The organism is Paenarthrobacter ureafaciens, from assembly GCF_004028095.1.
Classification (GTDB): Bacteria; Actinomycetota; Actinomycetes; order Actinomycetales; family Micrococcaceae; genus Arthrobacter; species Arthrobacter ureafaciens.
The window spans coordinates 427,212-453,093 of record NZ_SBHM01000007.1 but is presented as its reverse complement, the minus strand read 5'-3'; the positions used below and the strand labels follow the sequence as shown (position 1 = coordinate 453,093).

Below are 25,882 nucleotides of genomic sequence, written 5' to 3'. Positions count from 1 at the left end.
CCAGGTCGCAGCTGAGCGCGTTGTGAAGGCTCAGAACGCGCACAAATGCGACCTAGTTGGGTGCGCCGGCGATCCGGAGCTTGGCCACATTCTCGGCCAGCACCTTGCGGGCATCGTCACCGAGCAGGGAGTCGGTGATAAGTTCGTCCGCCTCCTCAAGGGCAGCTATGGAAGCGATGCCTACAACACCCCATTTGCTGTGGTCGGCCAGGACCACGGTGCTGCGGGCCGATGCCATGAAGGCCCGGTTGGTTTCGGCTTCAAGCAGGTTGGGCGTAGTGAAGCCGGCCTGCGCATCCATGCCGTGCACGCCGAGGAACAGCGCGTCCAAATGCAGCTGCTTCAGCGACGACGTTGCGATCGGACCTACCAGGGCATCCGACGGCGTGCGCTCGCCGCCGATCAGAATCACTGTGGAGCCGAACCGTCCCGGACCGGACGACGCGCCGTGGTGGAACAGGTCCGCGATCCGGACAGAGTTGGTCACCACCGTGATGCGAGGGCCGTGGACGAGCTCCTGGGCCAGCGCCCACGTGGTTGTCCCGGCGCTGAGCCCGACGGCCATGCCTTCCTGCACCAGCGCAGCCGCCTCAACGGCAATGGCATGCTTCTCGGACATCAGCCGGGTGGACTTCAGTTCAAAGCCGGGTTCGTGGGTGCCCGCATCTCCGGGAAGCTTGGCGCCGCCATGGATGCGCTCAACACGCCCGGTTTCTTCCAGGGCCTCAATGTCCCGACGGACCGTCATGGGGGAAACGCCCAACAACTGGGCCAGATCCGAGACACGCACCACGCGTTCGCGTTGCACGGCTTCGAGGATGGCGGAGTGGCGTGCTGCCTGAAGCATCAGGGCCTTTCTTGGGGGCCTCGAGGGAGGGAGTCGTCTGGCTACAGTCTAGGGCGGGATTCCGTTGGCTGAGTGCACAGAACGACGACGGCGCCGCTCACCTGGTGTGGTGGGCGGCGCCGTGGTTCCCGGCAGGGAAGGGACGTTACTTGCGCAGCGACTCGGCGATCTGCTTCATGATCGAGGGGTCGGCCAGGGTGGTGGCGTCTCCGGTGTCGCGGCCTTCTGCGATGTCCTTGAGGAGGCGGCGGACGATCTTGCCGGAGCGGGTCTTGGGCAGTTCCGGCACGATGAGCAGTTGCTTGGGCTTGGCGATGGGACCGATTTCCTTGCCCACGTGGTTGCGCAGTTCCAGGACGGTTTCGTCGCCCTTGTTGGTGGCGTCACCGCGGAGGATGACGAACGCGACGACGGCTTGTCCGGTGGTGTCGTCCGCGGCTCCGACTACTGCTGCTTCAGCAACAGCGGGGTGGGAGACCAAGGCCGATTCGATTTCGGTGGTGGAGAGACGGTGGCCGGAGACGTTCATGACGTCATCCACGCGGCCCAGCAGCCAGACGTCGCCGTCTTCGTCCTTCTTGGCGCCGTCCCCCGCGAAGTACATGGCTTCGAACCGGGACCAGTAGGTGTCCTTGAACCGTTCCGGGTCGCCCCAGATTCCCCGGAGCATGGAGGGCCACGGTTCGCGGACCACGAGGTAGCCGCCCTCGCCGTTGGCCACCGAGGCGCCGTTTTCGTCCACGACGTCCACGGCGATGCCGGGCAGGGGAACCTGGGCGGAGCCGGGTTTGGTGGAGGTGACCCCGGGAAGCGGGGCGATCATCTGGGCACCGGTTTCGGTTTGCCACCAGGTGTCCACGATCGGGGCTGGATTGGCTTTCTTGCCGCCGTTGCCGCCGATGACCTCGCGGTACCACATCCAGGCTTCGGGGTTGATGGGTTCGCCCACGGAGCCCAGGACCCGGATGGCGGAGAGATCGTACTTGGCAGGGATCTCGCGTCCCCACTTCATGAACGTACGGATGGCCGTGGGGGCGGTGTAGAGGATGGAGACCTTGTACTTTTCGGCGATTTCCCACCAGCGGCCCTGGTGCGGGGAGTCCGGGGTGCCTTCGTACATGACCTGGGTGGCGCCGTTGATAAGCGGGGCGTAGGTTACGTACGAATGCCCGGTGACCCAGCCGACGTCGGCGGTGCACCAGTACACGTCCGTTTCCGGGTGCAGATCGAATACGGCCCTGTGCGTGTAGGCGGTCTGGGTCAGGTAGCCGCCGGTGGTGTGCAGGATGCCCTTGGGCTTGCCCGTGGTGCCGGAGGTGTAAAGGATGAATAGCGGGTGCTCGGAATCGTGCCCGACGGCGGTGTGCTCGCTGGGTGCCTTATCAACCGTTTCGGACCACCAGAGGTCGCGGCCGTCCACCCAGTTGACGTCTTCGCCGTTGCGCTTAACCACAACCACGTTGTTCACTGAGTGGCCGTCGCCGTTTTCCATAGCAGAGAGTGCTTCGTCCACGGCCGGCTTGAGCGGGGAGGGCTTGCCGCGGCGGTACGTGCCGTCGGCGGTGACCACGAGCTTGGCCTCGGCGTCCTCGATCCTGGACCGCAAAGCATCAGCGGAGAACCCTCCGAAGACCACGGAGTGGACCGCGCCGATCCGGGCGCAGGCAAGCATGGTGATGACGGCCTCGGGAATCATCGGCAGGTACACGGCCACCCGGTCGCCCTTGGCAACGCCCAGGGACTCGAAAGCGTTCGCGGCTTTCTTCACCTCTTCGGTGAGCTCCGCGTACGTGTACGTGCGGGTATCGCCCGGTTCGCCCTCGAAGTAGATCGCTACCCGGTCGCCCAGGCCATTCTCCACGTGCCGGTCCAGGGCGTTGTAAGCGGCATTGACCTCCCCGCCAACGAACCACTTTGCAAACGGCGGGTTGGACCAATCCAGCGCCTGATCGAAGTCCTTGCTCCACGTCAGAAGCTCACGCGCCTTATTCGCCCAGAACGCAGGCCGGTCCGCATCAGCTTTAGCGTACTCATCAGCCGTTACCACCGCATTCGCCGTGAACTCCGCCGACGGCGCAAACTTACGGTTCTCCTGAAGCAGGTTTTCAAGGGCATCCTGGCGGGCCTGGCCTCCGGCGGCCGAAGGTGCTGCGGTTGCCGTTGATCCGGTGGTGTCCTGGGACATGTGAACCTCATCATTCATCGCGATCTAAGCCGCAACCGCCGTCCGCGGGGTCCCGCACAAGCCGTGTTCCGGCGTCGTACTGGCCCTGGGCGGGGGCTGCAGCGCTGTCCGCCATCAACACTATCCCTTTCGAGAGGTCCTACGTGTGCGTCATCACAAATGCGTCAGTGAGCGGTAAGAATTTGGCGCCGAATGGCGCGTTGGGTGGCTGGGAACCGCTTTCATGACGACGACGGCGGTACTCGTTTCGCTGGTCGCGGGCCACGCATTCCTGCGCCCATCCGTAAGTAGCCTTTGAGTTTGCTGAGGGCGAAGCCGGAGGACCGTTTTTGGCTAGGTCAGTGTCTGTGGGGTGGCATAGGCTGAATAAGTCTTGGGGACGCCAGAGGCGTGTCAGGTTGGGCTGCGGAATGCCGCGGAACAGCCGGTCCGGACTGCCCAGGACGACGCCGCACGAAGGAGATTAGATGAACCAGCTGAGACCAGGCCCGCACGACTCGCAATCCTCGGGAACGGACACCAACGCTGGAACGGCCACACCTGACAGCACGGCAACCACGTCCGGGGCAGCCGGCAAGTTTGAAGCCGTCGCCGGTCCGTTCACGGTCAGGGACTTGACGGTCTTTGGTTCCGTCCTGTTGATGTTCATTGCGTCGCTGCTTCCCATGTTTGGCGGTCGCTACAACCTGTGGAACCTGGGCAACCTGTTCTTCCTCTTGTTGGGGGTCATCCTTCCGCTGGTGGTTGCCGCACTTTTTGTGGCACGTCGCCTCCAGCCCGGCACCAACATCCGCATCGGCTCCCTGTCCATTGACCAGTTCGCCTCAGTCACCGCTGCCTTTGCCTTGCCCCTGTTTTTCCTGACGATCGCGGACTCCTTTAATGGCAGCGTTTTGCTGGGCCTCGTGGGCTCCGTGGGCCTGCTTGCCGCCACGGTCCTTGGGCCGCACCTTCCCTTCCTCTCGGTCGACTTCAAGGGCCGTGCCGAAACACCAGCGCACGTCGTGGCCCGGCAAGCCGCTGTTCCCACCCGCAAACCGGCTGCGCCCAAGGCACCGAAGGTGCCCAAGGACGGCAAGTCCGGTGTTGGCCCGGCAGTCCCCGGATTCACCGGTTCGGCCTCGGCTTCGGGTGCGCAGGCCCCTGTTCCGCAGCAGACGCCTGTTGCGCAGCAGACCGGGAGCCAGCAGCCTTCCGCCCACACGCCTGTGACCCACTCTGCGCCGGCGACGCAAGCAGCGCCGAGGACCGCAGACCAGTCCGCGCGGGGCCCGCAGCAAGGTGCGCAGGAACCTGCCTCCCGGGAGCCCGGCTTTTCCTCCGCAGCCCTCGGAACCGCGGCCGGTACTCCCGCCGCTGCAGCCCAAGGCGGGGACCAGCCTGCAGCTGCCCAGCCGGGAACCGCCCAGCCGGGAACCGTCAGCCACCCAGCCGGCCAACCGTCAGCCGCCGAACCGTCAGCCACCCAGCCGGCGGCCGCCCAGCCGGGAGCCGCCCAGGAAGCAGCTGCGCAGCAGGCAGCATCCCGACAGGCTGCGGCCGAACAGGTCGGCCAGTCGGCCGCCCAGCAGCAATCCAATGAACGTCCATGGGCAGCGACCATGGCGACGCCGATCGTTTCGTCCGACACCCGGACCGTCAGCGACTCCATCGGCGCAACAGTGGATCCCGCGAGCCGACCCGACGAGTCCCAGGACGCGCCGCACTACGAGGCTTTCTGGTTCGCCGTAGCCCAGCCGCGAACGGCCTATGACCAGAGGACCGGCGCTCCTGCGTTCGTCATTCAACCCGGTGGTTGGGTGTTGGCTCTCGAGGACCGCGGCCATGAGTTCCTGGTGCAGGACACCGACGGCAAGCTTGGGGTCCTCAGGGAGCTCAGCAACATCGAACGCGGTTAGCAGGACGCCGTGGCCATCACTGACGCTGGTTCCCCGTTCGCGCTCAAGCGCCGCGCACGCAAGATCAACAGGGTGCTCGCGGAGAAGTATCCGTACGCACATGCCGAGCTGGACTTCCGCAACCCCTTTGAGCTTGTGGTGGCCACGGTCCTTTCTGCCCAAACCACGGATGTCCTGGTAAATCAGGTCACCAAGATCCTGTTTGCCCGCTATCCGGACGCCCGTTCCATGGCGGAAGCAGACCCCGTCGAACTTGAGACCATCCTGCAACCCACGGGGTTCTTCCGTGCCAAGGCCCGGAACGTCCTCGCCCTATGCAACCGGCTGGTGGACGAGTTCGACGGGCAGGTCCCCGGCCGCCTGGAGGATCTGGTAACCCTGCCCGGCGTTGGCCGGAAGACTGCCAACGTGGTCCTGGGCAATGCCTTCGGAGTCCCCGGTATCACGGTGGATACCCACTTCGGCCGCCTGGCAAGGCGGTTCGGGTGGACCGCATCGGAGGATCCGGTCAAGGTTGAGTTCGACGTTGCAGAGTTGTTCGAGCCGCGCGATTGGACCATGTTGTCCCACCGTGTGGTGTTCCACGGCCGGAGGATCTGCCACGCGAAGAAACCGGCTTGCGGGGCGTGCCCGGTGGCGAGCTTGTGCCCTAGCTACGGTGACGGCGAAACAGATCCGGTCAAAGCCGCGAAGCTGCTTAAATACGAGTTGGCGCCCGGCAACGAAGCATTGCTGGAGCAGTTGCTGGCAGAAACACACCGGGCCGCCGAGATCCGGATGGAGTCCCAGAGGAGGCCCGTTGACGGCGTTTGAGGATTTATCAGCGCTGGTTGCCCGTTTCGAGGGTGGCGGGCAAAGCCACGCCGGGCAGTGGGCCAAGCTGCCGGTCAGCGCGGAGACGAACAGGCCTGCGGCGGTGTTGATGCTCTTTGGAAAGCTGGACGATGTCCCGGCCGAATCGGATCGTCCCATTGCACCGGCAGACCTCGATGTCCTCCTTTTGGAACGGGCACATACCTTGGACGACCATCCAGGCCAAGTGGCTTTCCCGGGTGGCAGTGTAGACCCCGAGGATGAATCAGTGGTTGCTGCCGCCCTCCGGGAAGCCGTTGAGGAGACCGGACTGGACGTCGCAGGAGTGCGCGTTCTGGGAGTGATCCCGGAGTTGGGCATCACGCGCAGCAACTTCCGGGTCACTCCCGTTGTGGCCTGGTGGGACTCCCCGTCACCGGTGGGTGTAGTGGATTACGCCGAATCGGCGCAGGTGTTCCGCGTTCCTGTCCGGGACCTGCTGGATCCCGCCAACCGGGTGACGGCCACCATCAGCCGCATGGGACGCACCTTCACCAGTCCTGGTTTCACGGTGAACGGCGTCCTGGTCTGGGGGTTCACGGGCATGGTCCTCAGCGGGCTGTTCGATGAGCTCGGCTGGACCGTGCCTTGGGACGAAGGCAAGCTTTACGACGTCGATCTCTGACGCTTGCCAACCCTGCCCCTGGCAGTCCCACGGCTATGTCAGGCTGCCTCCCGGGCAGTGCTTGAACGGTCCACGATCAGTCCCGTTGCTGCGTTTTCGCGTACCGCGTGGATGCCTTCCACGACGCCCTTGAGGTGCTTGTATGCGGGCGATTCCGCCACCACGGTTCCGTCCGCTGCCGTAAGGCGGAAGCGGTACGTGCCGTCGTTGTCCCGAACAATTACGAATCTGCCAGCCATCGCTGATCCCCCTTGTCAAAATGCGTCTTTGCATACGTTGAGTGACCTTGTGTTGCAGGCCACACAAGAGACCGTATCCAGAAGCGGCGAGGAATTAAAGTTACTTCCGAGTACCCGTCATGGGGGTGGTCATGGTCCATCACAAAGCGTCTTATGACTGGTCCTGGAGCCGAACGGCGGGTACTGCGCCGTCAGATGAAAGCACGGCTCCCGGTGCGGGAACAGGTGTTTCCAGCAGGGTCCGGCTGTACTCCCTCTCTGCTTCTTCCAAGCGCCGTGCTTCCATGTGGCGAAGCTGGTCCAGGTCCGATGCGTCAATTCCCCGGTCCACGGCGAGGGTGTCCATCCACGCCAGGCTCGCAACGGCGTCGTGGTGTTCTCCGAGAACCCGCTGGAGGGCAACGGCCGGCTGAAGGATGAGTAGGGAACCGGGACCGAGCGCCCCGGCAACGGCCTCCAGGGCATAACGGAGTCTTTTGACGTCCTTCCGGGCGTCGTGGAGGAGTTCATTTCGTGCGGAGCCGGAGCGGGATTTCTCTGCTTCGGCGATTCGCTGCTGCATCACCTCCCACTGACGGTGCAGGCAGGCGATGGCTTGCCCGTCGGTGGGCCCATTCGGCCCCGTTCCGTGAGACGGGAGGCCAGCAAAATCCGTTATCGCCCTGCTGGCACGTAGATCGCCGGCAACGTGACGGGCGATGCTGTTGCTTCGCTCCACCAGACCCTCGACGGCGGTGCGGAGGATCTCTGCCGACCGCCACGGCACCGGGGCGTCCAACCACAGCTTCACGCGCTGGGCCAGGACAAACAGGTCCCGCGCCTCACCCAGGGACGTCGCAAGCCACCTGATTCCGTGGCGCGCCTCCGGCGGGGCAGGGGGCAGGAAGATGCCAAAGCAGGAAATCCCGGACCGCAGCCGCCGCAAGGCGAGGCGGGCGCTGTGGACAGCTTCCTGGTCGGCCGCCGAAATGAGGGGCATGGAACGCTGCACCTCGGCGATCTGAAAGGCGAGGTAGGCGTCCAGGGATTCGCGGACTTCCGAAGCCATGCAGCCAGTTTCCATCCGTGATGCGGCGGGCTTCAAGGCCGGGGCTACTTCGCTTTGTCGTAGGAGTCGACGACGGCGATGCTCACCGGGAACTCCACGGGAATCCGGCCGAACATGAGTTCCTTGGCGGCATCGGCTGCTTCCCGGATAGCCTCCACGCACGCCTCCACCGCATCGTCCGCCGCATGGACCATCACTTCGTCGTGCAGGAAAAAGACGAGTTCACCCGAGGGACGTCCTTCTGCCCTGAAGGTTCGCAACCGGCGTCGTAATTCCGCCAGCCAGCACGCAGCCCACTCAGCCGCGGAACCTTGCACCACGAAGTTTCGGGTGAAGCGTCCGCGCGAGCGTGCGATGGTGTCTGCCCGCCGCTGTTCCTCGGCGGTGGTGGACTGCTGGCTGCGCAACCAACCGAGGGAAGGCGCGGGACTGCTGCGACCCAGCCGGGTGGTCACCGTACGCCCCGCCTCGCCTTCGCGCGCCGCCTGCTCAACGAAGCCGACAGCACGCGGATACGTGCGGGCAAGCTGGGGCATCAAACGGCCGGATTCACCCGTGGTGGCTCCGTATATTGCGCCCAGAAGCGCCACCTTGGCTTTTTGGCGGTCGCCGCCGAACCCCTGCGCGGCGATGCCCGCATACAGGTCCTTGTCCCGCGCGGCCTCCGCCATCTTCGTGTCCTGCGCCAAGGCCACCAGAACCCTCGGTTCCAGCTGGGATGCGTCGGCGACAATGAGCTTGTGTCCGGGTTCTGCATGGACGGCCGCACGGATGTTCCTGGGAATTTGCAGGGCTCCGCCGCCCCGCGACGCCCAACGGCCGGAGACGACGCCGCCAACTACGTACTCGGGATGGAAGCGTCCGTCGCGAACCCAGGTATCCAGCCAGGTCCAGCCATTGGCGGTGTGGAGGCGGGACAGTTGCTTGTACGCCAGCAGCGGTTGGATGGCGGGGTGGCCGGACTGCTGGAGTTCCCACTTGCGGGTGCTTTTGACCTCGATGCCGTTGCGGTGCAGGGCCCGCATGAGGTCCTGGGGCGAATCCGGGTTCAACGCGGGCGAATTGAGCATGTGCCGTAACTCGTTGCACAGCGCCTCAAGCGCGGGTGGCCGGTGGCCCAGCGGAGGCCGCGGGCCAAGGGCTTCGGTGAGGATCTGCTCATGCAGTTCCTCGCGCCATGGAACGCCGGCGTGCTGCATTTCGACGGCGATGATCGCGCCTGCCGATTCTGCGGCGAGGAGCAGCTGCAGCCGCTTGGATAGATCAGCATCATCGACGTCCGCTAGGGCGGCCTGCTGGGCGGCGAACTCGTTCCGCAACTCAACCACGCCCGCCACAACGGGTTTGATGTCCTCGAAGAGGGCCCCTTGCGTACTTGGCGGGGGCGGCGGTTGCAGGGCCCTGGCAGGGGTTGTGTCGTCATCCTGGACGAGCTTTTCAGCGTTCTTCGCGTACTCCGTGTGGGCGGTCAGGGCGGAATTGGCGAGGATCGATCCGCACAGCGCCAAGTCATGGCAGCGCTCCAGTTCAACACCCCGGGCCAGCAGTTCGGGGTACCAATCCTGGGCGCGGCTCCACACCCAGCGGGGCCGCTGCAGTTCCAGTTCACGTACGACGCCGGGCAGCTCACCTTTGGTGACGGGGCGCGCATCGGATGTGGGCTTTCCGGAAGGGGAAATCCTCTGAATAGCTGCGCCGTCCTGGTGGGCGGCGAGCAACAAATACATGGAGTCCATTCTGCCTTGCGGCGCGGGACGCGTTGTACGCGCAGGGCCTGTAAAGCCCGGGTGACTGTTCCTCCACAGCCTCGGGGTCCCGGGCTTGTCCACATACGCCCGGTCAAGCCTTACTTCCCGGCCCGGACACAAGCGAGGCTGGCTTCCATGGGCAGAAGACAACAACGGCCACGACCACCACACAGTGAAGCCTCAGGGGATCCCTGGATACCGCCTGCCGCCGCTGACATCCTGCTCGTTTCAGCCGACCCATACCTGCAGGATGAAGCCGTGCGCATCGTGGCGGCGTCCGGCGGGAGGCTGCGCACGGTCGAACGGGTGGAAGAGGCGCTTTCGGGATGGGACACGGCCGATGTTCTGATCGTAGGCAGTGACGTCAGGGAGACGCCGCCACGCAGGCGAGCCCCGGCAGTCCTGTTGGGCCGGTCCGCCGAAGCCGAAGAATTGTGGAGGCTGGCAGCGGTCCTGGGAGCAGAGCGTGTTGCGGCGCTGCCGGAGGCCGCGGCATGGCTTGCCGAGCACCTGAGCCTGGCCAGCGCCCCGGAGCCCGGCGGAACCATGGTGGGGGTGGTCGGTGGGAGGGGAGGATCCGGCGCCACGACTGCAGCCATCTGGTTGGCCCATGCCGCGGCCAACCATGGCGTCGCTACCCTATTGGTGGACGGTGACCCGTGGGGAGGCGGGGTGGAACTGGCTGTCAGCGACCAGTCCCTGCCGGGACTGAGGTGGCCGGACTTCGCCGCGACAAGGGGCAGCATCGATCCCGGCCAGTTCAGGGACTCCCTGCCCACGGCTGGAGGCTTCGCGTTTTTGTCCTGGCCCGGTAGGCGCGAGCCGTTCGAAAGCACGGATCCGGCTTCCGCATCTGCCGTTCTCGATGCGGCCCGCCGGGCATTCGAACTGACTGTCATTGACATTGCCCGGAACCAGGAAGGATTGCAGGCGTTCGCCTGGGACTGTGACCGGATACTGCTTCTCACCACAACGCACCTGAAATCCGCCGTCGCAACCGCAAGGGTCCTCAACGAGGTGCCACCTACCGACACAGGGCTGCTTGTCCGCGCCGCTGGATCGGACCCAACAGACCCTCACCTTGTGGCCGATGCCCTGGGAATTCCGCTGGCAGGAGTGGTACCGGACCTCCGTGGAGTAGGGGCCGGGACGGAGCAGGGACGCCTCCTGGAACTTGGACGGCGCCGGCCCGTCAGGCGGTTTGCCGAGGCGGCACTTGGATTGAACGGTGGCGACCGGTGAACCGAAGGGACAACCGCGGACGGGAACACCGACGTCTTGACGCGGTCCTTCTCGAGACAGTTCGGGAGTCGGTGCTGGCAGGACGCGGCCCCGTCACCCCTTCCACCGTGGCAGCAGCTGTCCAAGCCAGCGGCAAGCTCCTTGGCACAGCAGGGGCTTTGGAAGCGGCCGAGACGATCAACGCCGAACTCAACGGCCTGGGTCCGCTGCAGCCCCTGGTCCGCGATCCAGCGGTCACCGACATCTTCGTCAACGCGCCCGACTCCGTCTGGTTGGACAGGGGCAGCGGTTTGGAGCGCTCGGCCGTCAGGTTCGACACAGAAGCCCAAGTACGGTCACTTGCCTCACGTTTGGTAGCCGCTGGCGGGCGTCGCTTGGACGACGGCTCACCCTGCGTGGACGTTCGCCTCAGCGGTGGCTACCGGGTGCATGCAGTGCTCCCGCCCATCTCCACCGTTGGCACCCTGCTCTCCATCCGTATTCGGCGGGAAGAAACATTCACCATCACCGAATTGCGGGCAGGAGGAATGTTCTGCGAAGAGATAGAGGACGTTCTCAAGGCGATCATCAGGCACCGCCTCAGCTTCCTCGTCAGCGGCTCCACAGGCTCGGGGAAGACCACCCTTCTGTCCAGCTTGCTGGGCCTCAGCGATCCCTCCGAACGACTTGTCCTGATCGAAGACGCAGCCGAACTCAACCCCGTCCACCCCCACGTGGTGACCCTTGAGTCCAGGCATGGAAACCTTGAAGGGGGCGGCGCGCTGGATCTTGGTGAATTGGTGCGGCAGGCTCTCCGGATGCGGCCGGACCGGTTGATCGTGGGCGAATGCAGGGGAGCGGAGGTCCGTGAACTTCTGACCGCGCTGAACACCGGTCACACGGGCGGGGGCGGGACCATCCATGCCAATACGGCCCAGGCGGTCCCTGCACGGTTGATCGCATTGGGCGCGCTAGCAGGGTTGAGCGCGGAGGCCGTGCGGTTGCAGGTCGCCAGTGCCTTGGATCTGGTGATCCACGTGGAGCGTTCGCAGACGGGCCGAAGAGTCTCCTCACTTGGCATCGTGAGCGACGCTGGTGTCAGCCAGACCGTGGTGCCTGCACTGACGTTGACGGACAGCGGCCTGGCCCGCGGTCCGGGCTGGCCGCTGCTGGCAGCACGCTTGGCCCTCGGCGCTGATGCATGAGTACCGCGTTCGTCGTCGTGTTCGCCACTGTTGCTGTGCTTCTCCACTTCCGGGGAGCTTATGCAGCCACACGGCGGATACGACGCCGTCTTGACACTGGCGATGGAACGCCACCCGGGCCGGGCGTGCCAGCAACCGGGCGGGCGCAACGTGCAGGACTTTCCGGCCGTTTTAGGGGCGCCGTTGCCGAACGAACCCCGTCAGTGTCCATGGTGGTCCTGGTGCAGCAGCTCGCTGCCCTTCTCCGTGGCGGACGGGCGCAACTGCAGATGTGGGACGAGCTGTGGCGCGTGCATACATCGATGCCCCGTGGCACGGGAGTACCTGGGCGCCGATCCTCCCGCGATGGAAGGCAAAGCGCTGTAACCGTAGTCTCCGGCGAATCTTTGGAGATACTGGCCGCGGCCCGTGCAGTAGCAGCAGTGGGCAGTTCCCCGGCCCAAGCAATTAGGAGCGCGTGTGCCCGGGTGTATCCCGTGCGCGGTAGCAAGGAACGGCGGGTTTGGATTGAGTTGGCCGCGTGCCTCGACATCGCGGAGATCAGCGGGTGTCCGCTCGCCGGGCTATTGGCGCGCTTTGCTGCCCAGCTGGAAGCGGAAGAGGACGCCGAGGCTGCCCGGCAGACTGCCTTGGCGGGACCCAAGGCAACCGTCCGGCTCCTGTCGTGGCTCCCCGTCTTTGGGCTGTTGCTCGGGATGGCCCTGGGAGTGGATCCCGTGGGGATCCTGCTGGGTAACGTCATGGGCACGGCGACGTTCGTCTCGGGGCTGGTGCTGACCATGGCAGGCCGCCTGTGGTCGGCGCGCTTGGTTGCGGCGGCGGGGGCTGATTGATGTCCGGTATGTCCCTGTTGGTGCTTGCGGGCCTGCTTCTGGCAGTCGTGGTGGGCTTCGGGAAACGTCGACGGCCGCGTGCGGAGTTCCGCAGACGACTGAGTCTCACCGGCGCCGGGCATCCGGCAACGCCGCACACCAGGAACTCTGAAATTTCCGTGGGTCATGCCGCGCCGCTTCACGAGAGCGCAGCGGACGGTTTGCGCGATCCCGCTATGATGCTCGAGCTGATGGCCTCGATGCTGGACTCCGGGGCAGGAATCGGGCGGGCCTTGGAACTCATTGCACGGAGTGCCACCACTCCTGTTCGCGACTCCCTGAGGCCTGTGGTGGCCGCGTTGTTCTTGGGAACGGACTGGGAAACAGCGTGGAGTACACCTGGCCGCCAACCTCCCGAAGTGGCCCGTATACGTGACGCGTTGGCTTTCGCAGCACTTACCGGTGCGCCCTCGGCATCGATCCTGTATGCCCAGGCCGCCCGGGAACGCCGTGAGCAGTTCCGTGCTGCAGAGAAACGCGCGGCCGCCCTGGGGGTCAAACTCGTTATTCCCCTTGGCCTGTGCTCGCTTCCGGCCTTCATTTGCCTCGGGGTGGTGCCCGTCCTCATCGCCATGCTTCCCCCGGGTTGAGGCTCACACTGCTCCTCCACAGAAGGTGCAGGCAGTGGGTTTTCCACTTGAACGAACGGGGATCTTCAAAGGTAATCCGCGGACCGGAAGAGTCGTCTTACCGGAATCTTCCGGATCTACGAGAGGAATGTCTTGACCATCATCACCAGCTCTTCGCCAGCTCGTCGAACGCATCGGCGTCAGGGCCGTTTTGTCTTTGGGGCCTTTGCGGCCAGACGAGGTGCCAGGAATTCGCAGGCAGAGGGGGAGGCACGTCGGAAGCCCCTGCCGCAGGCAGCCGGGGAAGCTCGTCGGCCGTTGGCACAGACGACCGGCGCCAGCCCGTCCCTCGCCTCGCAAGCGCCGCACATCCCGCAAGCGCAGCACATCCCGCAAGCGCAGCACATCCCGGAAGGCGTGCCTTCCCTACAGGTGGCGTCATCGGCCGGAACTTCACGGATCGGAACTTCACCGGCCGGAACGTCATCGGCTGGAACGTCACCGGCCGGACGTTCCCTGGTCAGCAGGATGCGCAGGCGGGTCATGGCCGGTGAAGCGGGGATGGCTACGGCCGAATACGCCATCGCTACCCTCGCTGCCGTTGGACTCGCCGGGCTGCTGGTGGTGCTCCTGCGCAGCGATGAAGTTCGTGGGTTCCTGCTCAACCTGATTCGAACCGCGCTCTCTTTGCCATGAGGCAACACCTCCGGGCCCGGTTGGCCGGCAGGGATGACGTGGACGGCAGGGAATCCGGAGCCGTGACGGCCGAATTGGCGGTGACCTTGCCCGCGGTGATCCTGCTGTTGGCCTTTCTGTTGGCCGCGGGTGCAGCAGGTATCACCCAGCTGCGTCTGGAGGAAGCTGCGCGCGCCGGCGCTCGGGCCCTGGCCCGCGGAGAAACCGAGGGGGAGGTGCAAGGGATCGTCCAGCGCATCGGTGGAGAGGAAGCAAGCGTGCACGTGGGAAGCGACGGAGACTGGTTTTCCGTTACCGCCACCGCCCGGGCAGGGGGAGCGGTCGGCCCACTGATTCCGTGGGATCTGAGTGCTACGGCCATAGCTCGCCAAGAGGTACCGGGAAAGTGAGACGTACCTCCGGAATGACCCGAAGGGCAGGTACGGGTTCAGAGAAATGTTGTGAAGCGTTCCTCGCTGAGCGCGGATCCGGAACAATCTTGTCCCTTGGCCTCGTCGCAGTCCTGGGCGCGCTGCTGGCGGGACTGCTGCTGTTGGCCCAGGCCGGCGTCATGGCTTCACGGGCGGCAACAGCTGCGGACCTATCGGCTCTTGCGGCCGCCGATGCCGCTCGCGGGCTGACCAGCGGAGAACCGTGTTCCGTCGCATCGGCTGTCGCGGCGGAGCACGGTGCCCGTACTACTCGTTGCGGGACATTGGGGGAAGGGATCGTCGAGGTCAGTACGGAGCTGCTGCAACCGTTCCTGTTTGGCCAAGCCACTGGACGGGCACGGGCCGGACCGCCGCCCTAGCGTCTGCGGGGCTGCGGCTCTGGCACGGGTAGGACCGCGGAGGGTAGGACGGGCACGGGAGCACCGGATCAGACGGCTTGCTTCAGCAGGACATCCAGAAGTGTGATGGCGGCTGCCTTGTCCAGCGGGTTGTTCTTGTTCCCGCATTTGGGGGACTGCACACAGGACGGGCAGCCGGCGTCGCACTCGCAGGCGGCAATGGCATCCCGTGTGGCGCTGAGCCAGGTTTTGGCCTTCTCGAAGCCGCGCTCCGCAAAGCCTGCTCCTCCGGGGTGCCCGTCGTAGACGAAGATGGTGGGCAGCCCGGTGTCAGCATGCAGCGCCGTGGAGACGCCTCCAATGTCCCATCGATCACTGGACGCGACCAATGGCAGGAGCCCGATCGCAGCATGTTCCGCGGCGTGCAAGGCTCCCGGGAACTGGGCTTCAACCAGGCCGGCATTGTTCAGGGACCGGTTTTCGACAACAAACCACACGGCCTTGGTGAAGAGTTCCCTGGCTCCAAGGTCCAACGGTTCTTCACCGAGGATTTCGTTGGAGATCAAGGCCTTGCGTTGGAAGGACACCACTTGCGTGGTCACTTTGACTTCCCCGAAGTGTGCGGTGACATCGCCCCATTGGACGGACCGGTTCGTATCCAGCACCTCGATCTGGGTGACGTCCCTTGCCGTCGTGTAGAAATCGGGGTTCACCCGCCGGACCATGACGCAATGATCGCCCTCGTTGAGCTCCTCCACGAGGTAGCTTTCGCCTTGATGGACATAGATCGCGCCGGTGTGGGCCTGGTAGTGCGTCTGTGGCGAATCCATGGTGCCCAGGAGGGAGCCGGTTTCGGCATCCACGATGCTCACGGGGCCGCCACCGTCGGCCCGGAGATTGACCATTCCGGCGGCGCTTTCCGAATGCGTCCAGAACCAACCGGCAGGGCGCTTCCTGAGGTAACCCTGCATGACCAGCCGGTCGAGGAGTCCCTCAGCGCTGGGCCCGAACAGATCAAGTTCGGCCGGTCCAATGGGCAATTCCGCGGCAGCGGCACACAGATGGGGGCCGAGGACGTATGGATTTCCGGGATCAAAGACCGTGGCCTCCACCGATACGTCGAAGATGGCCTGGGGGTGGTTCACGAGGTAGGTATCCAAGGGATCGTCGCTGGCCACGAACGCAGCCAAGGCGTCCTGCCCGGCGCGTCCCGCGCGCCCGATCTGTTGGAAAAGCGATGCCCTGGTGCCCGGCCATCCTGCAACGAGCACGGCGTCGAGGCCGGAGATGTCGATTCCCAGTTCCAGTGCCGAGGTACTGGAGACGCCCAGCAATTGACCCGACCGCAGCGCTTGCTCCAGGGCCCGGCGTTCCTCCGGCAAATAGCCCGAACGGTAGGCCGCCACCCGTGCAGGCAGGCTCGGGTCCACCTCGTCCAACAGCCGCTTGGTGATCGAGGCGATGGACTCAGCGCCGCGGCGGGACTTGATGAAGGCGATGGTACGGACGCGGGACGAAACAAGGTTGGCCAGGATATCTGCGGTTTCGGCCACTGCCGTCCGCCGCTGTTTGGCGCCGTTCTCGCCCTTGAGTTCGGTCAGGGCCGGCTCCCAGAAGGCTACCGTTGTGGAACCGTGCGGAGAGCAGTCCTCCGAAATTTCCCGGGCGGGGGCTCCGATGAGCCTGCCGAAGGACACGCCGGGGTCCGACGCCGTTGCGGATGCGGCGATGAAGACGGGCTCGGGAAAGGACGTACCTGCGCCGTAATAAGCGCAGACCCTCCGCAACCGCCTCATCAAGTTGGCGACGTGGGAACCGAACACCCCGCGGTAGCTGTGGGCCTCGTCCACAATGACGTAGCGCAGCCTACGGAAGAACTTGGCCCACCACTCGTGGTTGGGCAGGATGCCGAAGTGCAGCATGTCGGGGTTGGCGAGGATCAGGTTGGCATGATCACGGATCCAGCGCCGGGACGACTGGTCTGTGTCGCCGTCGTAGGTTTCTGCGCGGACCGTCGGCAAGCGCAACGAGCGCACGGCAGCGAGCTGATCGGCGGCCAAAGCCTTGGTGGGGGACAGATACAAAGCCACGGCGCCGTCGTCGTGGAGTTTGCCGGGTTCGGACAGGACCCGGAGCTCAGACCTGTGGATCGCATCCAAAGCGGGCAGTTGGTAGGCGAGGGACTTCCCGGAGGCGGTGCCCGTGGCGATGACCACGTGTTGGCCGGAGTGGGCCAGACCCGCTGCCTGCACCTGGTGCCGGTACGGTTCCTGGATTCCCAGGCCTTGGTAGGCGGCAACGATGTCCGGATGCACCCATTCGGGCCACGGCTCGTTGACGGCTTTGCGCGCCGGGATGGTGTGGACGTGGCGAAGTTGCTCCGGATCGGTTGTCCGGCTCAGCAAGGGGATCAGGGATGGTGCGGCCACCAACCCATTCTGTCATTCCGCGGAAAGGTCCGGTCCTCCAGAGCTTCCCACGGACATCATGAGGACGTGGCACACCACGTCCCAACCGAGGTGGGAGTAGAGCTTCTGCCCGTCCAACGAAGCCAGCAGCAGCCCGTTCTCGACGTCGTGCGAGAAAGCCTGGGCGGCCAGTGCCTTCATGATGAAAGTTCCCAAGCCGCGCCGCTGGAAGGCGGGCTCCGTGACGATCTTGTCGAACACCGCTGTGCCGTTCACCACGTAAACCCGGCCGCTCGCGGCCACCTGCTCACCGGAATGGACCACGGCGTAGTGCACGCCATTGGACTCGCTGGTGGCCAGTTCAAGATCATCGTCGGGAAGCCAGGGATCTTCGGCATCCTGGGTCTCCATGTCCACGATCATCATGGTCTGGGAAGCGGAGTTGACGTTGAGTCCGTGTTGTTCGGCAAGGTACTTGTACCGTTGAACGTCGTTGGTCAGGATCGTCAGGATCCGGGTCTCTGCTTCTGCGGTTTTCGCAGCCAGTGCAGCGAATTCCTCGTCGGAAGGGTCATGGGCAAAGTACTCCCAGTCACCTGTCTTGTCGGCGCGCAGCGCGGCAGGAAAACGGCCCTCTTGCCGTGATTCGTAGCCCCGGCAGCCGGTCCACCCGGCTACCCAGACTTCCAAGAGGTGTGCGATGTCTTCAACCAAGGCGTCTGGACTCATGTAGAGAGAGTATGCCAGCGCTCCGGGAAGCAACAGAGCCGGTTCTGCCCGCTAGCGGGTGCTTATGAAATTGTGACTTCGCCGCGGGATTCTAATACACCAAGTAACCTTTAACGGTGGCTTTGAACCGAATTGTACTTTTTTACGGCTTTACTCCGATCGCCGACCCGGATGCAGTGCGCCTATGGCAGCGCGCCCTCTGCGAGAAACTGGGCCTTACCGGCCGCATCCTGATCTCCAAGGACGGCATCAACGCAACTGTCGGCGGTGAGCTCAACAACATGAAGCAGTACGTCAAAACCACGCGTGAGTACAAGGGTTTCCACGATATCGACTTCAAATGGTCCGACGGCGGCGCTGACGACTTTCCGCGGCTCAGCGTCAAGGTCCGCGATGAGATTGTCTCCTTCGGCGCACCGGGCGAGTTGAAAGTGGACGAGAACGGCGTTGTGGGTGGCGGTAAGCACCTGCAGCCCGAGGAGCTGCACGCCCTGCTGGACAGCAAGAAGGCCGACGGCGAGGACGTTGTTTTCTTTGACGGCCGCAACGCGTTCGAGGCTCAGATCGGCAAGTTCAAGGATGCGGTGGTCCCGGACGTCGCCACAACGCACGACTTCATCAAGGAACTGGACTCGGGGAAGTACGACGACCTCAAAGATAAGCCTGTAGTTACGTACTGCACCGGCGGGATTCGTTGCGAAGTTCTCTCCAGCCTGATGGTCAACCGGGGATTCAAGGAGGTCTACCAATTGGACGGCGGAATCGTCCGGTATGGAGAGACCTTCAAGGACAACGGTCTTTGGGAGGGCTCGCTGTACGTCTTCGACAAGCGCATGCATGTGGAGTTCAGCGACGACGCCAAGACCATCGGCTCGTGTGTCCGGTGCTCGGCGCCCACCAACAAGTTCGAGAACTGCTCCAACCCAAGCTGCCGTACGTTGACGCTTTACTGCGCGGATTGCGCTTCGGATCCGGCAACCTTGAGGTGTCCGGACGGCTGCGAAGCCGCCTGACCGCCGTCGGGCGCCGAACCAAAGGCGGCTACCCGCCCAAGGCGGCTGACCCGCTAAAGCCGGCTGACCCGGTACGCGAAGTTGGCATCGGACCTCGTTCCAACAGTGATGTCCAGGACCGCATCAGCCTCGAGTTGCACGACGCTCACGCGGGCATTTGCGCACCCAAGGGTCAGATCCACCAAATCCGATTCATCAAGCGCCACTTTGAAGGAGACCCTGCGGGTGCCGCGGCAGGCCAACGTCACCGCGTACGTGCCGCCGGGCAGTTGAACCGTTTGTTCCGTCCGTGATTCTCCTGGCTCAAGGTAGCCGCTGCTTGAGTAGAAAGACCGTCCCTGGGATTCGGGCAGTGCCGCTTGCGCCCACTCTTTCAGGGCTTCACCGGTCACTGTTGATTCCAAGGCCGGATCCGGAGGAAGCACTACGTTCCTGCCCGCGGAGGTCGTGGAATCAGCTTCGGCCCGGCCAGGTTCCTCATAGGTGTACTCGCACCCCGTCAGCGCCGTGACCACTCCAAGCAGAAGCACGACGGCGGAACCCGCCAACCGTCGCGGTCCCACGGAGCCAGCCGCCTTGCCGCCCATGTTCTGACTTTACGCTTGCGCGCCGGCTCTCCATAGAGCCGGTTGTTGGTTCGATGGAGGCGGAGTTCAGCTCGTCGCGGGCGCCAGTTGGTAGGCGTAGATCAATGGCGCGTCAACGCTGCTCGTGGAGATGATGACCGCCCCCGTGGCCGGGATCTTGATCTTCACGGTTTCACGGCTGCCGTTGCAGGCAGCGCCGGCGTCGGCGATCTGCTGTCCGCCCGTGGATACCGCGAAGAAGGCTTTTCCTCCGCCGTCACAGGCCATGGTGAGGGTGTACTGGCCGGCAGCAACGTTCTGAGCATCCTTCACGATCGGGTCCCGGTCCAGGATCTTTCCCGAGTCCTCCAACACAATGCCGGAAGCGGCGGGCAGTGCGTCCTTCTTCCAGGCGGACACATCGGCGCGGGAGATGTCCACCGGCTGCTGGCATGCGGTGGCTGCCAGCAGGAAGCCGGCGGCAGTGAGAACCATGCCGGCACGGCGGACTGTGGAGGAGACATTGAGCATGGTTCCACGCTACCGGTTTCCCCGCGGGAGTCTTTCCACATAGCGCATCCACGGTGAACCGGCAGGGCAACCCCGACCATAGACTGGCAACGTGAACCCATCCACATCAGTGTTTTCCTCAGGCAATACCCCCGATGCTCCCCGCAGTGACCAACCGGCGCTCCTGGCTGCCCTTGCAGACGCGTTCAAGTCAGTGAATTACACGCTCGACGGCGTTGCGGACCTTCTGGGGCCATCAGCCTATGCGGCGCTGGGCAGGGACCAGATCATCCCGGCCCTTTTGGCCACGGAACGGACGTCGGGTTCGGGCCAGGCCGGGCTGCGGGGGTTAACCGTCCTGGTGCGGCTCTGGCTTCTTGCGGTTCCGCAGGCTGTTGCGGACGTTGATGCCGCCCTGCCAGGTCCAGGTGCCAACGGGCTCGCCGAGCTCGGGCTCGTCTCCATCGCGGACGGGGTTGCTACCGCCGCCGTCGATGTCCGTCCTTATGGATGGGACGCTAATCCGGACGGCAGCGGCGGAGCGGAACTGTGGGTGGCGAGTGACCTGGCGGCCCACCAGCAGCCGGGCGTGCTGCGGCACGACCACGTCCTGGGAATCGGCCAGGCTTCCACAACGCTGGTGCAGACCACCATTAGGCCGCATGCCAAGCGTGCCCTGGACCTGGGTACCGGTTGCGGAATCCAGACCTTCCACCTGCTCCACCATTGTGAGCACGTCACGGCAACAGACATTTCGGAAAGGGCCCTGGCCTTCACGAGGTTCAATCTCGTCCTCAACGCCGCAGCCTTGGAAGTGGATCCAAACAACCTCGAAGCCCGCATCAGCCTGAGGCTCGGTTCCCTCCTGGAACCGGTGGAAGGCGAACGATTCGACCTCGTAGTCTCCAACCCGCCCTTCGTCATCACTCCCCGCACCAAGGGAGAATCCGCAGCAGACCGGTTCACCTACAGGGATGGCGGTTTGCCGGGCGACCAGATCGTCTCTTCCTTGGTGAAGTCCCTCGGCAGCGTCCTTGAGCCAGGCGGAACCGCCCAAATGCTGGGCAACTGGGAGATCACCGCTGGTGCGCAGTGGAAGGACCGGCCTGCGTCCTGGCTCGAGGGTTCCGGACTGGATGTCTGGTTCATCCAACGCGAGCAGGTGGGGCCCGAACAGTACGCCGAGACCTGGCTCCAGGACGCATCCGAGTCCCGGGACCCGAACCATTACAAGGAGGCCTACGCTGCCTACCTTGAGGACTTTGCCTCCCGGAATGTGGAGGGCATTGGTTTCGGCATGATCTGGTTGCGTCGGCCGGCCGGAAGTCAGGGCACCATCAGCCGGTTCGAGGAAATCACCTACCCCATCGAGCAACCCATTGGCCCCCACTTGGGCGCGGCCATCGAGAGGGCGGACTGGCTGTCGGCCAACCAGTTGAACGAGGCCCATTTGCTGGTGGCCGAGGACGTCACCGAGGAGAGGCATCAACGGCCGGGCGCTGAGCACCCCGGAGTGATTCTGTTGCGGCAGGGGGCAGGCCTCCGCAGGACCAACTTGCTGAGCAGCGAACTAGCCGGCTTCGTCTCTGCCTGCGACGGTGACCTCAGCGTCAACCAGATCATCAAGGCACTGGAAGCCCTCCTGGGAGGGGAAGAGGGATTCGACGCCGAAGCCTTCACCTCTACGCTCTTCCATGAGGTGGGCAATCTGGTCCTGGACGGATTCCTCGTGCCGGCCGAGCCGGGCAAATCTCCATGACGCACGCAGATCCACGGAGGTCATTCCCCGGTGCCGGCACCCGCACTCCATCAGTACCCCCACGTGGCGCTGATCTCCCTGGACGTGACGCTGATTACACTGATGAAGTGATTGCGAAGAATCAGGAGACCGGGGTAGCGGGCGAACCGGCGGGCAGTGGACGTAACGAGCAAAAAGTTGAGATCACCGATCCCAAAGCCATCCGCGCCTTGGCGCACGCGGCGAGGTTGGAAGTCATCTCGGAACTTTATGCCACGCAGGTAAGCCACACGGCCACGGAACTTGCTGCCAGGACGGGCCTGACTCCCAGCGCCATGAGCTACCACCTCCGCGCACTCCAGAAGTGGGGGATCGTTGTTCCGGCCGAGAACGCAGGCGACGCCCGCGAACGTCGGTGGAAGGCGGCAGGGAAGGACGTCACCATTTCCGGCGGCAGCGTCGCCAGCCCGGAGATCGCGGTTGTCGATCTGGAACTCGATGCGTTCAGGCGGAGGGCGTCCGCTTTTGCCAAGGCCAGGGGCGAACGGCGGCAACGCGGTGAGACTGCGGAGGAACCGGCATCGGTGCTCCTGTCCAGCAACCTGCTGTATTTGACCAACCAGCAGCGTAAGGAACTTTCGGACAGAATCCGTGAAATTCTCAGGGAGTACGAGCTCGAGGATCCCACCCGGATTCCGCAAGATGCTGAACGTGTTGCTACGTTATGGTCGATGATTCCGGACGATCGGTCAGCGCCCGGGAACTAGGATTCAGGAGCCAGCCACCAACCGGCATCCTGGAAGGGCGGATTGACCGGCCCAAACGCAGGATTCTGCAAACTATGGTGAACTAGGCCAATATGGGCACCAGCCCAAATACACATTTTTTCTGTAGGAGCACCGTGCCCAGCAAGGCAAAAACCGGCAAGAAACTCGTGATCGTGGAGTCTCCGGCCAAGAGCAAGACCATCGCCAAGTACCTTGGCGAAGGCTTCATCGTCGAGGCTTCCATTGGTCACATCCGTGACCTTCCGCAGCCGTCCGACCTCCCTGCAGAACTCAAGAAGACCTCGCTGGGCAAGTTCGCTGTTGACGTTGAGCACGACTTCAAGCCGTACTACGTCGTCTCCCCGGACAAGAAGAAAAAGGTCGCCGAACTCAAGGCCCAGCTGAAAGACGCCGACGCGCTTTACCTCGCAACCGACGGGGACCGCGAAGGCGAAGCCATCGCGTGGCACCTCCTTGAGGTCCTGAAGCCCAAAGTTCCGGTCTACCGCATGACCTTCGGTGAAATCACCAAGGAAGCAATCCACCGCGCGATGGACAACCTGCGCGACGTGGACACGGCCCTCGTTGATGCGCAGGAAACCCGACGGATCCTGGACAGGCTGTACGGCTACGAAATATCGCCTGTGCTGTGGCGCAAGGTTGCCCGCGGCCTTTCCGCAGGACGCGTGCAGTCCGTGGTGACCCGGATGGTGGTTGACCGTGAACGTGAGCGCATGGCGTTCAAGGCCGCTTCCTACTGGGACCTGACGGGCCAATTCGGCGCCGAGTCGGGCTCCTTCAAGGCCAAGCTTGCTGCCGTCGACGGCTCCAAGGTTGCCACCGGCCGCGATTTCAATGACGACGGCCAGCTGGTCTCCTCGAACGTGGTCCACCTCAACGAGGAACTAGCCACCTCCCTTGCTGCCGGCCTGGAGAACGCGGACTGCAAGGTCCGCTCCGTGGACACCAAGCCGTACACCCGCCGTCCCGCCGCCCCGTTCACCACTTCCACGCTGCAGCAGGAAGCCGGCCGTAAGCTCAGGTTCTCCTCCAAGAGCACCATGCAGGTTGCGCAGCGCCTCTATGAAAACGGCTACATCACCTATATGCGTACGGACTCCTCGGCGTTGAGCGACGAGGCCGTCACGGCCGCGCGTCGCCAGGCTGCTGAGCTCTACGGTCCCGAATTCGTGCCGCAGAGTCCGCGGATCTACGCGAACAAGGCCGCGAACGCCCAGGAAGCGCACGAGGCTATCCGCCCGGCCGGTGACTCCTTCCGCACCCCGGCCCAGGTGGCCAAGCAGCTCAGCGGAGACGAGTTCCGGCTGTACGAACTCATTTGGAAGCGCACCGTGGCCTCCCAGATGGCAGATGCCAAGGGCTCCACGGCAACCATCCGCCTTGGCGCAGTTGCAGCGGACGGCCGGGACGCCGAGTTCTCTGCTTCCGGTACCGTGATCACCTTCCCCGGCTTCCTTGCCGCCTATGAGGAAGGCAAGGACGAGGGCCGCGGCGATGACGACTCGGACGACGCCCGCCGCCTGCCGAACGTGGCCAAGGACGATTCCCTTACCGCCTCGGATATTGTTGCGGTTGGCCACGAGACATCTCCGCCGCCGAGGTACACCGAAGCGTCATTGACCGCTGAACTGGAAAAGCGAGGCATTGGACGCCCGTCTACCTACGCTTCGACCATTTCCACCATCCAGGACCGCGGCTACGTCCGCAAACAAGGTTCCGTGCTGGTACCCAGCTGGATCGCCTTCTCTGTGATCCGCCTGCTGGAACAGCACTTCACCGACTATGTGGACTACGAATTCACCGCTGACATGGAAGGCGACCTGGACAAGATCGCCAACGGGCAAGCGGTGGGCGCAGCATGGCTGAAGCACTTCTACTACGGAGAAGATGCCGATCCCGGCCTGTTGAGCATCGTCAACAACCTCGGCGAGATCGACGCCCGCGAGATCAACTCCGTGCCGATCGCAGACGGCATCACGCTGCGGGTGGGTAAGTTCGGCCCGTACCTTGAGAGCACCATCCCCACGGTCGATGAGAAAACCGGGGAGGTCGTGGAGTCCGCGCGGGCCAATGTTCCCGAGGAACTGGCCCCGGATGAGCTGACGGCAGCCAAGGCCATCGAGCTCATGGAAACGGCGGCACCCGAGGAACGGGTCCTGGGAACAGATCCGCACACCGGGCACACAGTTGTAGCCAAGAACGGCCGCTACGGCGCTTACGTCACCGAGATCATCCCGGAAATGACGGAAGAACAGCTCGCCAATCAGCCGGTTGAGTATTACAAGAACGGCAAGCCGAAGCCGCCCAAGAAGCCTGTGAAGGTCAAGCCCCGCACCGGCTCGCTGTTCAAGTCCATGTCCGTGGACACCGTCACGCTGGACGAAGCTTTGCAGCTGATGAGCCTGCCACGGGTCCTCGGCGAGGACGCGGAAGGCAACCCCATCACCGTGCAGAACGGCCGCTTTGGGCCTTACCTGAAGAAGGGGACGGACTCGCGCTCCATTGGTTCGGAGGAGGAAATCTTCACGATCACCCTGGAGCAGGCGCTGGAGATCTATTCGCAGCCCAAGCAGCGTGGCGCCCGTGCAGCGGTCCCGCCGCTGGCTGAGTTCGGTCCCGATCCCGTGTCGGAAAAGAACATCGTGGTGAAGGAAGGCCGCTTCGGCCCCTACATCACTGACGGCGTCACCAACATTACGGTTCCGCGTTCCACGTCCTTGGAAGAGCTCACCAGGGAACGGGCCATCGAGCTGCTCGCCGAGAAGCGCGCCAAGGGCCCGGTGAAACGGACCACCCGCAAGGCACCGGCCCGCAAGGCAGCGGCGAAGAAATAGCACTGCGTCGGGACGCATGGCGATGATCGCACTTTGCGTCCCGGCCGCCATCATGGTCGAGTAGAACCATGACTGAACAGACTGCCGCCCCGGACAACCAACCATTGAATGATCTTGAGGCGAAGCTTGCTTTGGCCGAGCAGCCGGATGCGAATCCGGTGGATGTCATCCTCGCCTTCCTGAACAACGAGGTCTACCTGGTCAGCTCCGAAGCCGTAGACGGTCCGGATTCCTCCGTGGAACCCTTGGTGCTGTCCAACGCGGACAACCAGCCGGTCCTGGCTGTCTTCAGCCACCCGAGCCGTGTGGATGCCCGCTTCCTCGAAGCGGCCCCGAACGTGCTGGGTACCATGGGCTCGGCCATCCTCGCGAACATCGGCGACGAACTGGGCCTGGTCATCAACCCTGGAAGCGAACACGGCTTCGAGATCGATCCTGAAGGCATCGCCAATATCCGCCGTGATTTCAAGCGGGCGGACGAAGTCGACGAGACTGCAGAGTAAAAGGGCCTCAGAGTCGGAC

The 25,882-nt window shown here is 64.2% G+C and carries 24 protein-coding genes; 15 read left to right on the top strand and 9 right to left on the bottom strand.

Translation table 11 applies throughout. From position 1 onward, the window contains the following. Positions 1-52: 52 nt before the first annotated feature. Entirely contained in the window at positions 53-847 is a 795-nt protein-coding gene (locus AUR_RS06280) for a DeoR/GlpR family DNA-binding transcription regulator (protein WP_062097882.1), read from the bottom strand. Positions 848-992: 145 nt separating this feature from the next. Beyond that, on the bottom strand, positions 993-3,032 hold the full coding sequence (gene acs / locus AUR_RS06275; RefSeq protein ID WP_062097880.1) for an acetate--CoA ligase: 2,040 nt from the start codon (positions 3,030-3,032) through the stop codon (positions 993-995). 467 nt (positions 3,033-3,499) lie between these two features. Here acs and AUR_RS06270 point away from each other — a divergent pair, with 467 nt between their 5' ends. Genes AUR_RS06270 through AUR_RS06260 form a run of 3 tightly spaced genes read left to right on the top strand, consistent with a single transcriptional unit; the run spans position 3,500 to position 6,407 of the window. Further along, positions 3,500-4,930 carry a hypothetical protein gene (locus AUR_RS06270; protein ID WP_062097874.1) on the top strand — a complete coding sequence of 477 codons (1,431 nt, stop codon included), beginning with the start codon at positions 3,500-3,502 and terminating at the stop codon, positions 4,928-4,930. A gap of 9 nt (positions 4,931-4,939) precedes the next feature. Continuing rightward, positions 4,940-5,743, top strand: coding sequence for an endonuclease III (nth, locus tag AUR_RS06265; RefSeq protein ID WP_062097871.1), 804 nt, complete (start codon positions 4,940-4,942; stop codon positions 5,741-5,743). Further along, positions 5,730-6,407: an NUDIX hydrolase gene (locus AUR_RS06260; protein WP_062097869.1), complete on the top strand. Its 678-nt coding sequence runs from the start codon at positions 5,730-5,732 to the stop codon at positions 6,405-6,407. The genes nth and AUR_RS06260 overlap by 14 nt, the downstream gene beginning before the upstream one ends. Before the next feature lie 38 nt (positions 6,408-6,445). Here AUR_RS06260 and AUR_RS06255 read toward each other — a convergent pair whose 3' ends face one another. The 3 genes from AUR_RS06255 to AUR_RS06245 all read right to left on the bottom strand — a co-directional run bounded on the left by AUR_RS06255 (position 6,446) and on the right by AUR_RS06245 (position 9,421). Continuing rightward, positions 6,446-6,646 (bottom strand): YegP family protein, encoded by a 201-nt coding sequence (locus AUR_RS06255; protein WP_021473802.1) that lies wholly within the window; start codon positions 6,644-6,646, stop codon positions 6,446-6,448. Positions 6,647-6,797: 151 nt separating this feature from the next. Further along, positions 6,798-7,694 (bottom strand): CHAD domain-containing protein, encoded by an 897-nt coding sequence (locus tag AUR_RS06250; protein ID WP_062097868.1) that lies wholly within the window; start codon positions 7,692-7,694, stop codon positions 6,798-6,800. Between the two features lie 44 nt (positions 7,695-7,738). Beyond that, entirely contained in the window at positions 7,739-9,421 is a 1,683-nt protein-coding gene (locus tag AUR_RS06245; RefSeq protein ID WP_062099338.1) for a bifunctional 3'-5' exonuclease/DNA polymerase, read from the bottom strand. Positions 9,422-9,577: 156 nt separating this feature from the next. Between AUR_RS06245 and ssd the strand changes: the two genes are divergently transcribed. The 7 genes from ssd to AUR_RS06210 all read left to right on the top strand — a co-directional run bounded on the left by ssd (position 9,578) and on the right by AUR_RS06210 (position 14,795). Then, on the top strand, positions 9,578-10,684 hold the full coding sequence (ssd, locus tag AUR_RS06240; protein ID WP_128397081.1) for a septum site-determining protein Ssd: 1,107 nt from the start codon (positions 9,578-9,580) through the stop codon (positions 10,682-10,684). Next, positions 10,681-11,868 (top strand): TadA family conjugal transfer-associated ATPase, encoded by a 1,188-nt coding sequence (locus AUR_RS06235; RefSeq protein ID WP_128397080.1) that lies wholly within the window; start codon positions 10,681-10,683, stop codon positions 11,866-11,868. Before ssd ends, AUR_RS06235 begins: the two co-directional genes overlap by 4 nt. After that, positions 11,865-12,701 (top strand): hypothetical protein, encoded by an 837-nt coding sequence (locus tag AUR_RS06230; RefSeq protein ID WP_164888664.1) that lies wholly within the window; start codon positions 11,865-11,867, stop codon positions 12,699-12,701. The genes AUR_RS06235 and AUR_RS06230 overlap by 4 nt, the downstream gene beginning before the upstream one ends. Then, positions 12,701-13,330, top strand: coding sequence for a type II secretion system F family protein (locus AUR_RS06225; protein WP_062097863.1), 630 nt, complete (start codon positions 12,701-12,703; stop codon positions 13,328-13,330). Before AUR_RS06230 ends, AUR_RS06225 begins: the two co-directional genes overlap by 1 nt. A 297-nt stretch (positions 13,331-13,627) precedes the next feature. Further along, entirely contained in the window at positions 13,628-14,005 is a 378-nt protein-coding gene (locus AUR_RS20485; RefSeq protein ID WP_228145566.1) for a DUF4244 domain-containing protein, read from the top strand. Further along, on the top strand, positions 14,002-14,394 hold the full coding sequence (locus AUR_RS06215) for a TadE family type IV pilus minor pilin (protein WP_062097861.1): 393 nt from the start codon (positions 14,002-14,004) through the stop codon (positions 14,392-14,394). Before AUR_RS20485 ends, AUR_RS06215 begins: the two co-directional genes overlap by 4 nt. 89 nt (positions 14,395-14,483) lie before the next feature. Further along, positions 14,484-14,795, top strand: a complete 312-nt coding sequence (locus AUR_RS06210) for an Rv3654c family TadE-like protein (protein ID WP_241650875.1) — start codon at positions 14,484-14,486, stop codon at positions 14,793-14,795. A gap of 68 nt (positions 14,796-14,863) precedes the next feature. On the opposite strand, the gene AUR_RS06205 is transcribed toward AUR_RS06210, so the two are convergent. Both AUR_RS06205 and AUR_RS06200 read right to left on the bottom strand, forming a co-directional pair. Next, on the bottom strand, positions 14,864-17,203 hold the full coding sequence (locus tag AUR_RS06205) for a DEAD/DEAH box helicase (protein ID WP_062099330.1): 2,340 nt from the start codon (positions 17,201-17,203) through the stop codon (positions 14,864-14,866). Positions 17,204-17,215: 12 nt separating this feature from the next. Then, positions 17,216-17,911, bottom strand: coding sequence for a GNAT family N-acetyltransferase (locus AUR_RS06200; RefSeq protein ID WP_062097857.1), 696 nt, complete (start codon positions 17,909-17,911; stop codon positions 17,216-17,218). A gap of 116 nt (positions 17,912-18,027) precedes the next feature. Between AUR_RS06200 and trhO the strand changes: the two genes are divergently transcribed. Beyond that, positions 18,028-18,924, top strand: coding sequence for an oxygen-dependent tRNA uridine(34) hydroxylase TrhO (gene trhO, locus AUR_RS06195; protein WP_062097855.1), 897 nt, complete (start codon positions 18,028-18,030; stop codon positions 18,922-18,924). 53 nt (positions 18,925-18,977) lie between these two features. Here the strand turns inward: trhO and AUR_RS06190 are convergent, their stop codons facing one another. Further along, positions 18,978-19,511, bottom strand: a complete 534-nt coding sequence (locus AUR_RS06190) for a DUF6023 family protein (RefSeq protein ID WP_062097853.1) — start codon at positions 19,509-19,511, stop codon at positions 18,978-18,980. A 66-nt stretch (positions 19,512-19,577) separates the two neighbouring features. Next, on the bottom strand, positions 19,578-20,021 hold the full coding sequence (locus AUR_RS06185; protein ID WP_062097851.1) for a hypothetical protein: 444 nt from the start codon (positions 20,019-20,021) through the stop codon (positions 19,578-19,580). A gap of 91 nt (positions 20,022-20,112) precedes the next feature. Between AUR_RS06185 and AUR_RS06180 the strand changes: the two genes are divergently transcribed. The 4 genes from AUR_RS06180 (at position 20,113) to AUR_RS06165 (ending at position 25,863) form a co-directional block, all read left to right on the top strand. Further along, entirely contained in the window at positions 20,113-21,759 is a 1,647-nt protein-coding gene (locus AUR_RS06180; protein ID WP_062097849.1) for a DUF7059 domain-containing protein, read from the top strand. A gap of 107 nt (positions 21,760-21,866) precedes the next feature. Then, the gene (locus tag AUR_RS06175; RefSeq protein ID WP_241650874.1) at positions 21,867-22,505 is read left to right on the top strand and encodes a helix-turn-helix domain-containing protein; all 639 of its coding nucleotides are present in this window, start codon (positions 21,867-21,869) and stop codon (positions 22,503-22,505) included. Positions 22,506-22,639: 134 nt separating this feature from the next. Next, entirely contained in the window at positions 22,640-25,360 is a 2,721-nt protein-coding gene (gene topA, locus AUR_RS06170; protein WP_128397078.1) for a type I DNA topoisomerase, read from the top strand. 68 nt (positions 25,361-25,428) lie between these two features. Beyond that, the gene (locus AUR_RS06165) at positions 25,429-25,863 is read left to right on the top strand and encodes an SseB family protein (protein ID WP_062097843.1); all 435 of its coding nucleotides are present in this window, start codon (positions 25,429-25,431) and stop codon (positions 25,861-25,863) included. Positions 25,864-25,882 lie beyond the last annotated feature (19 nt).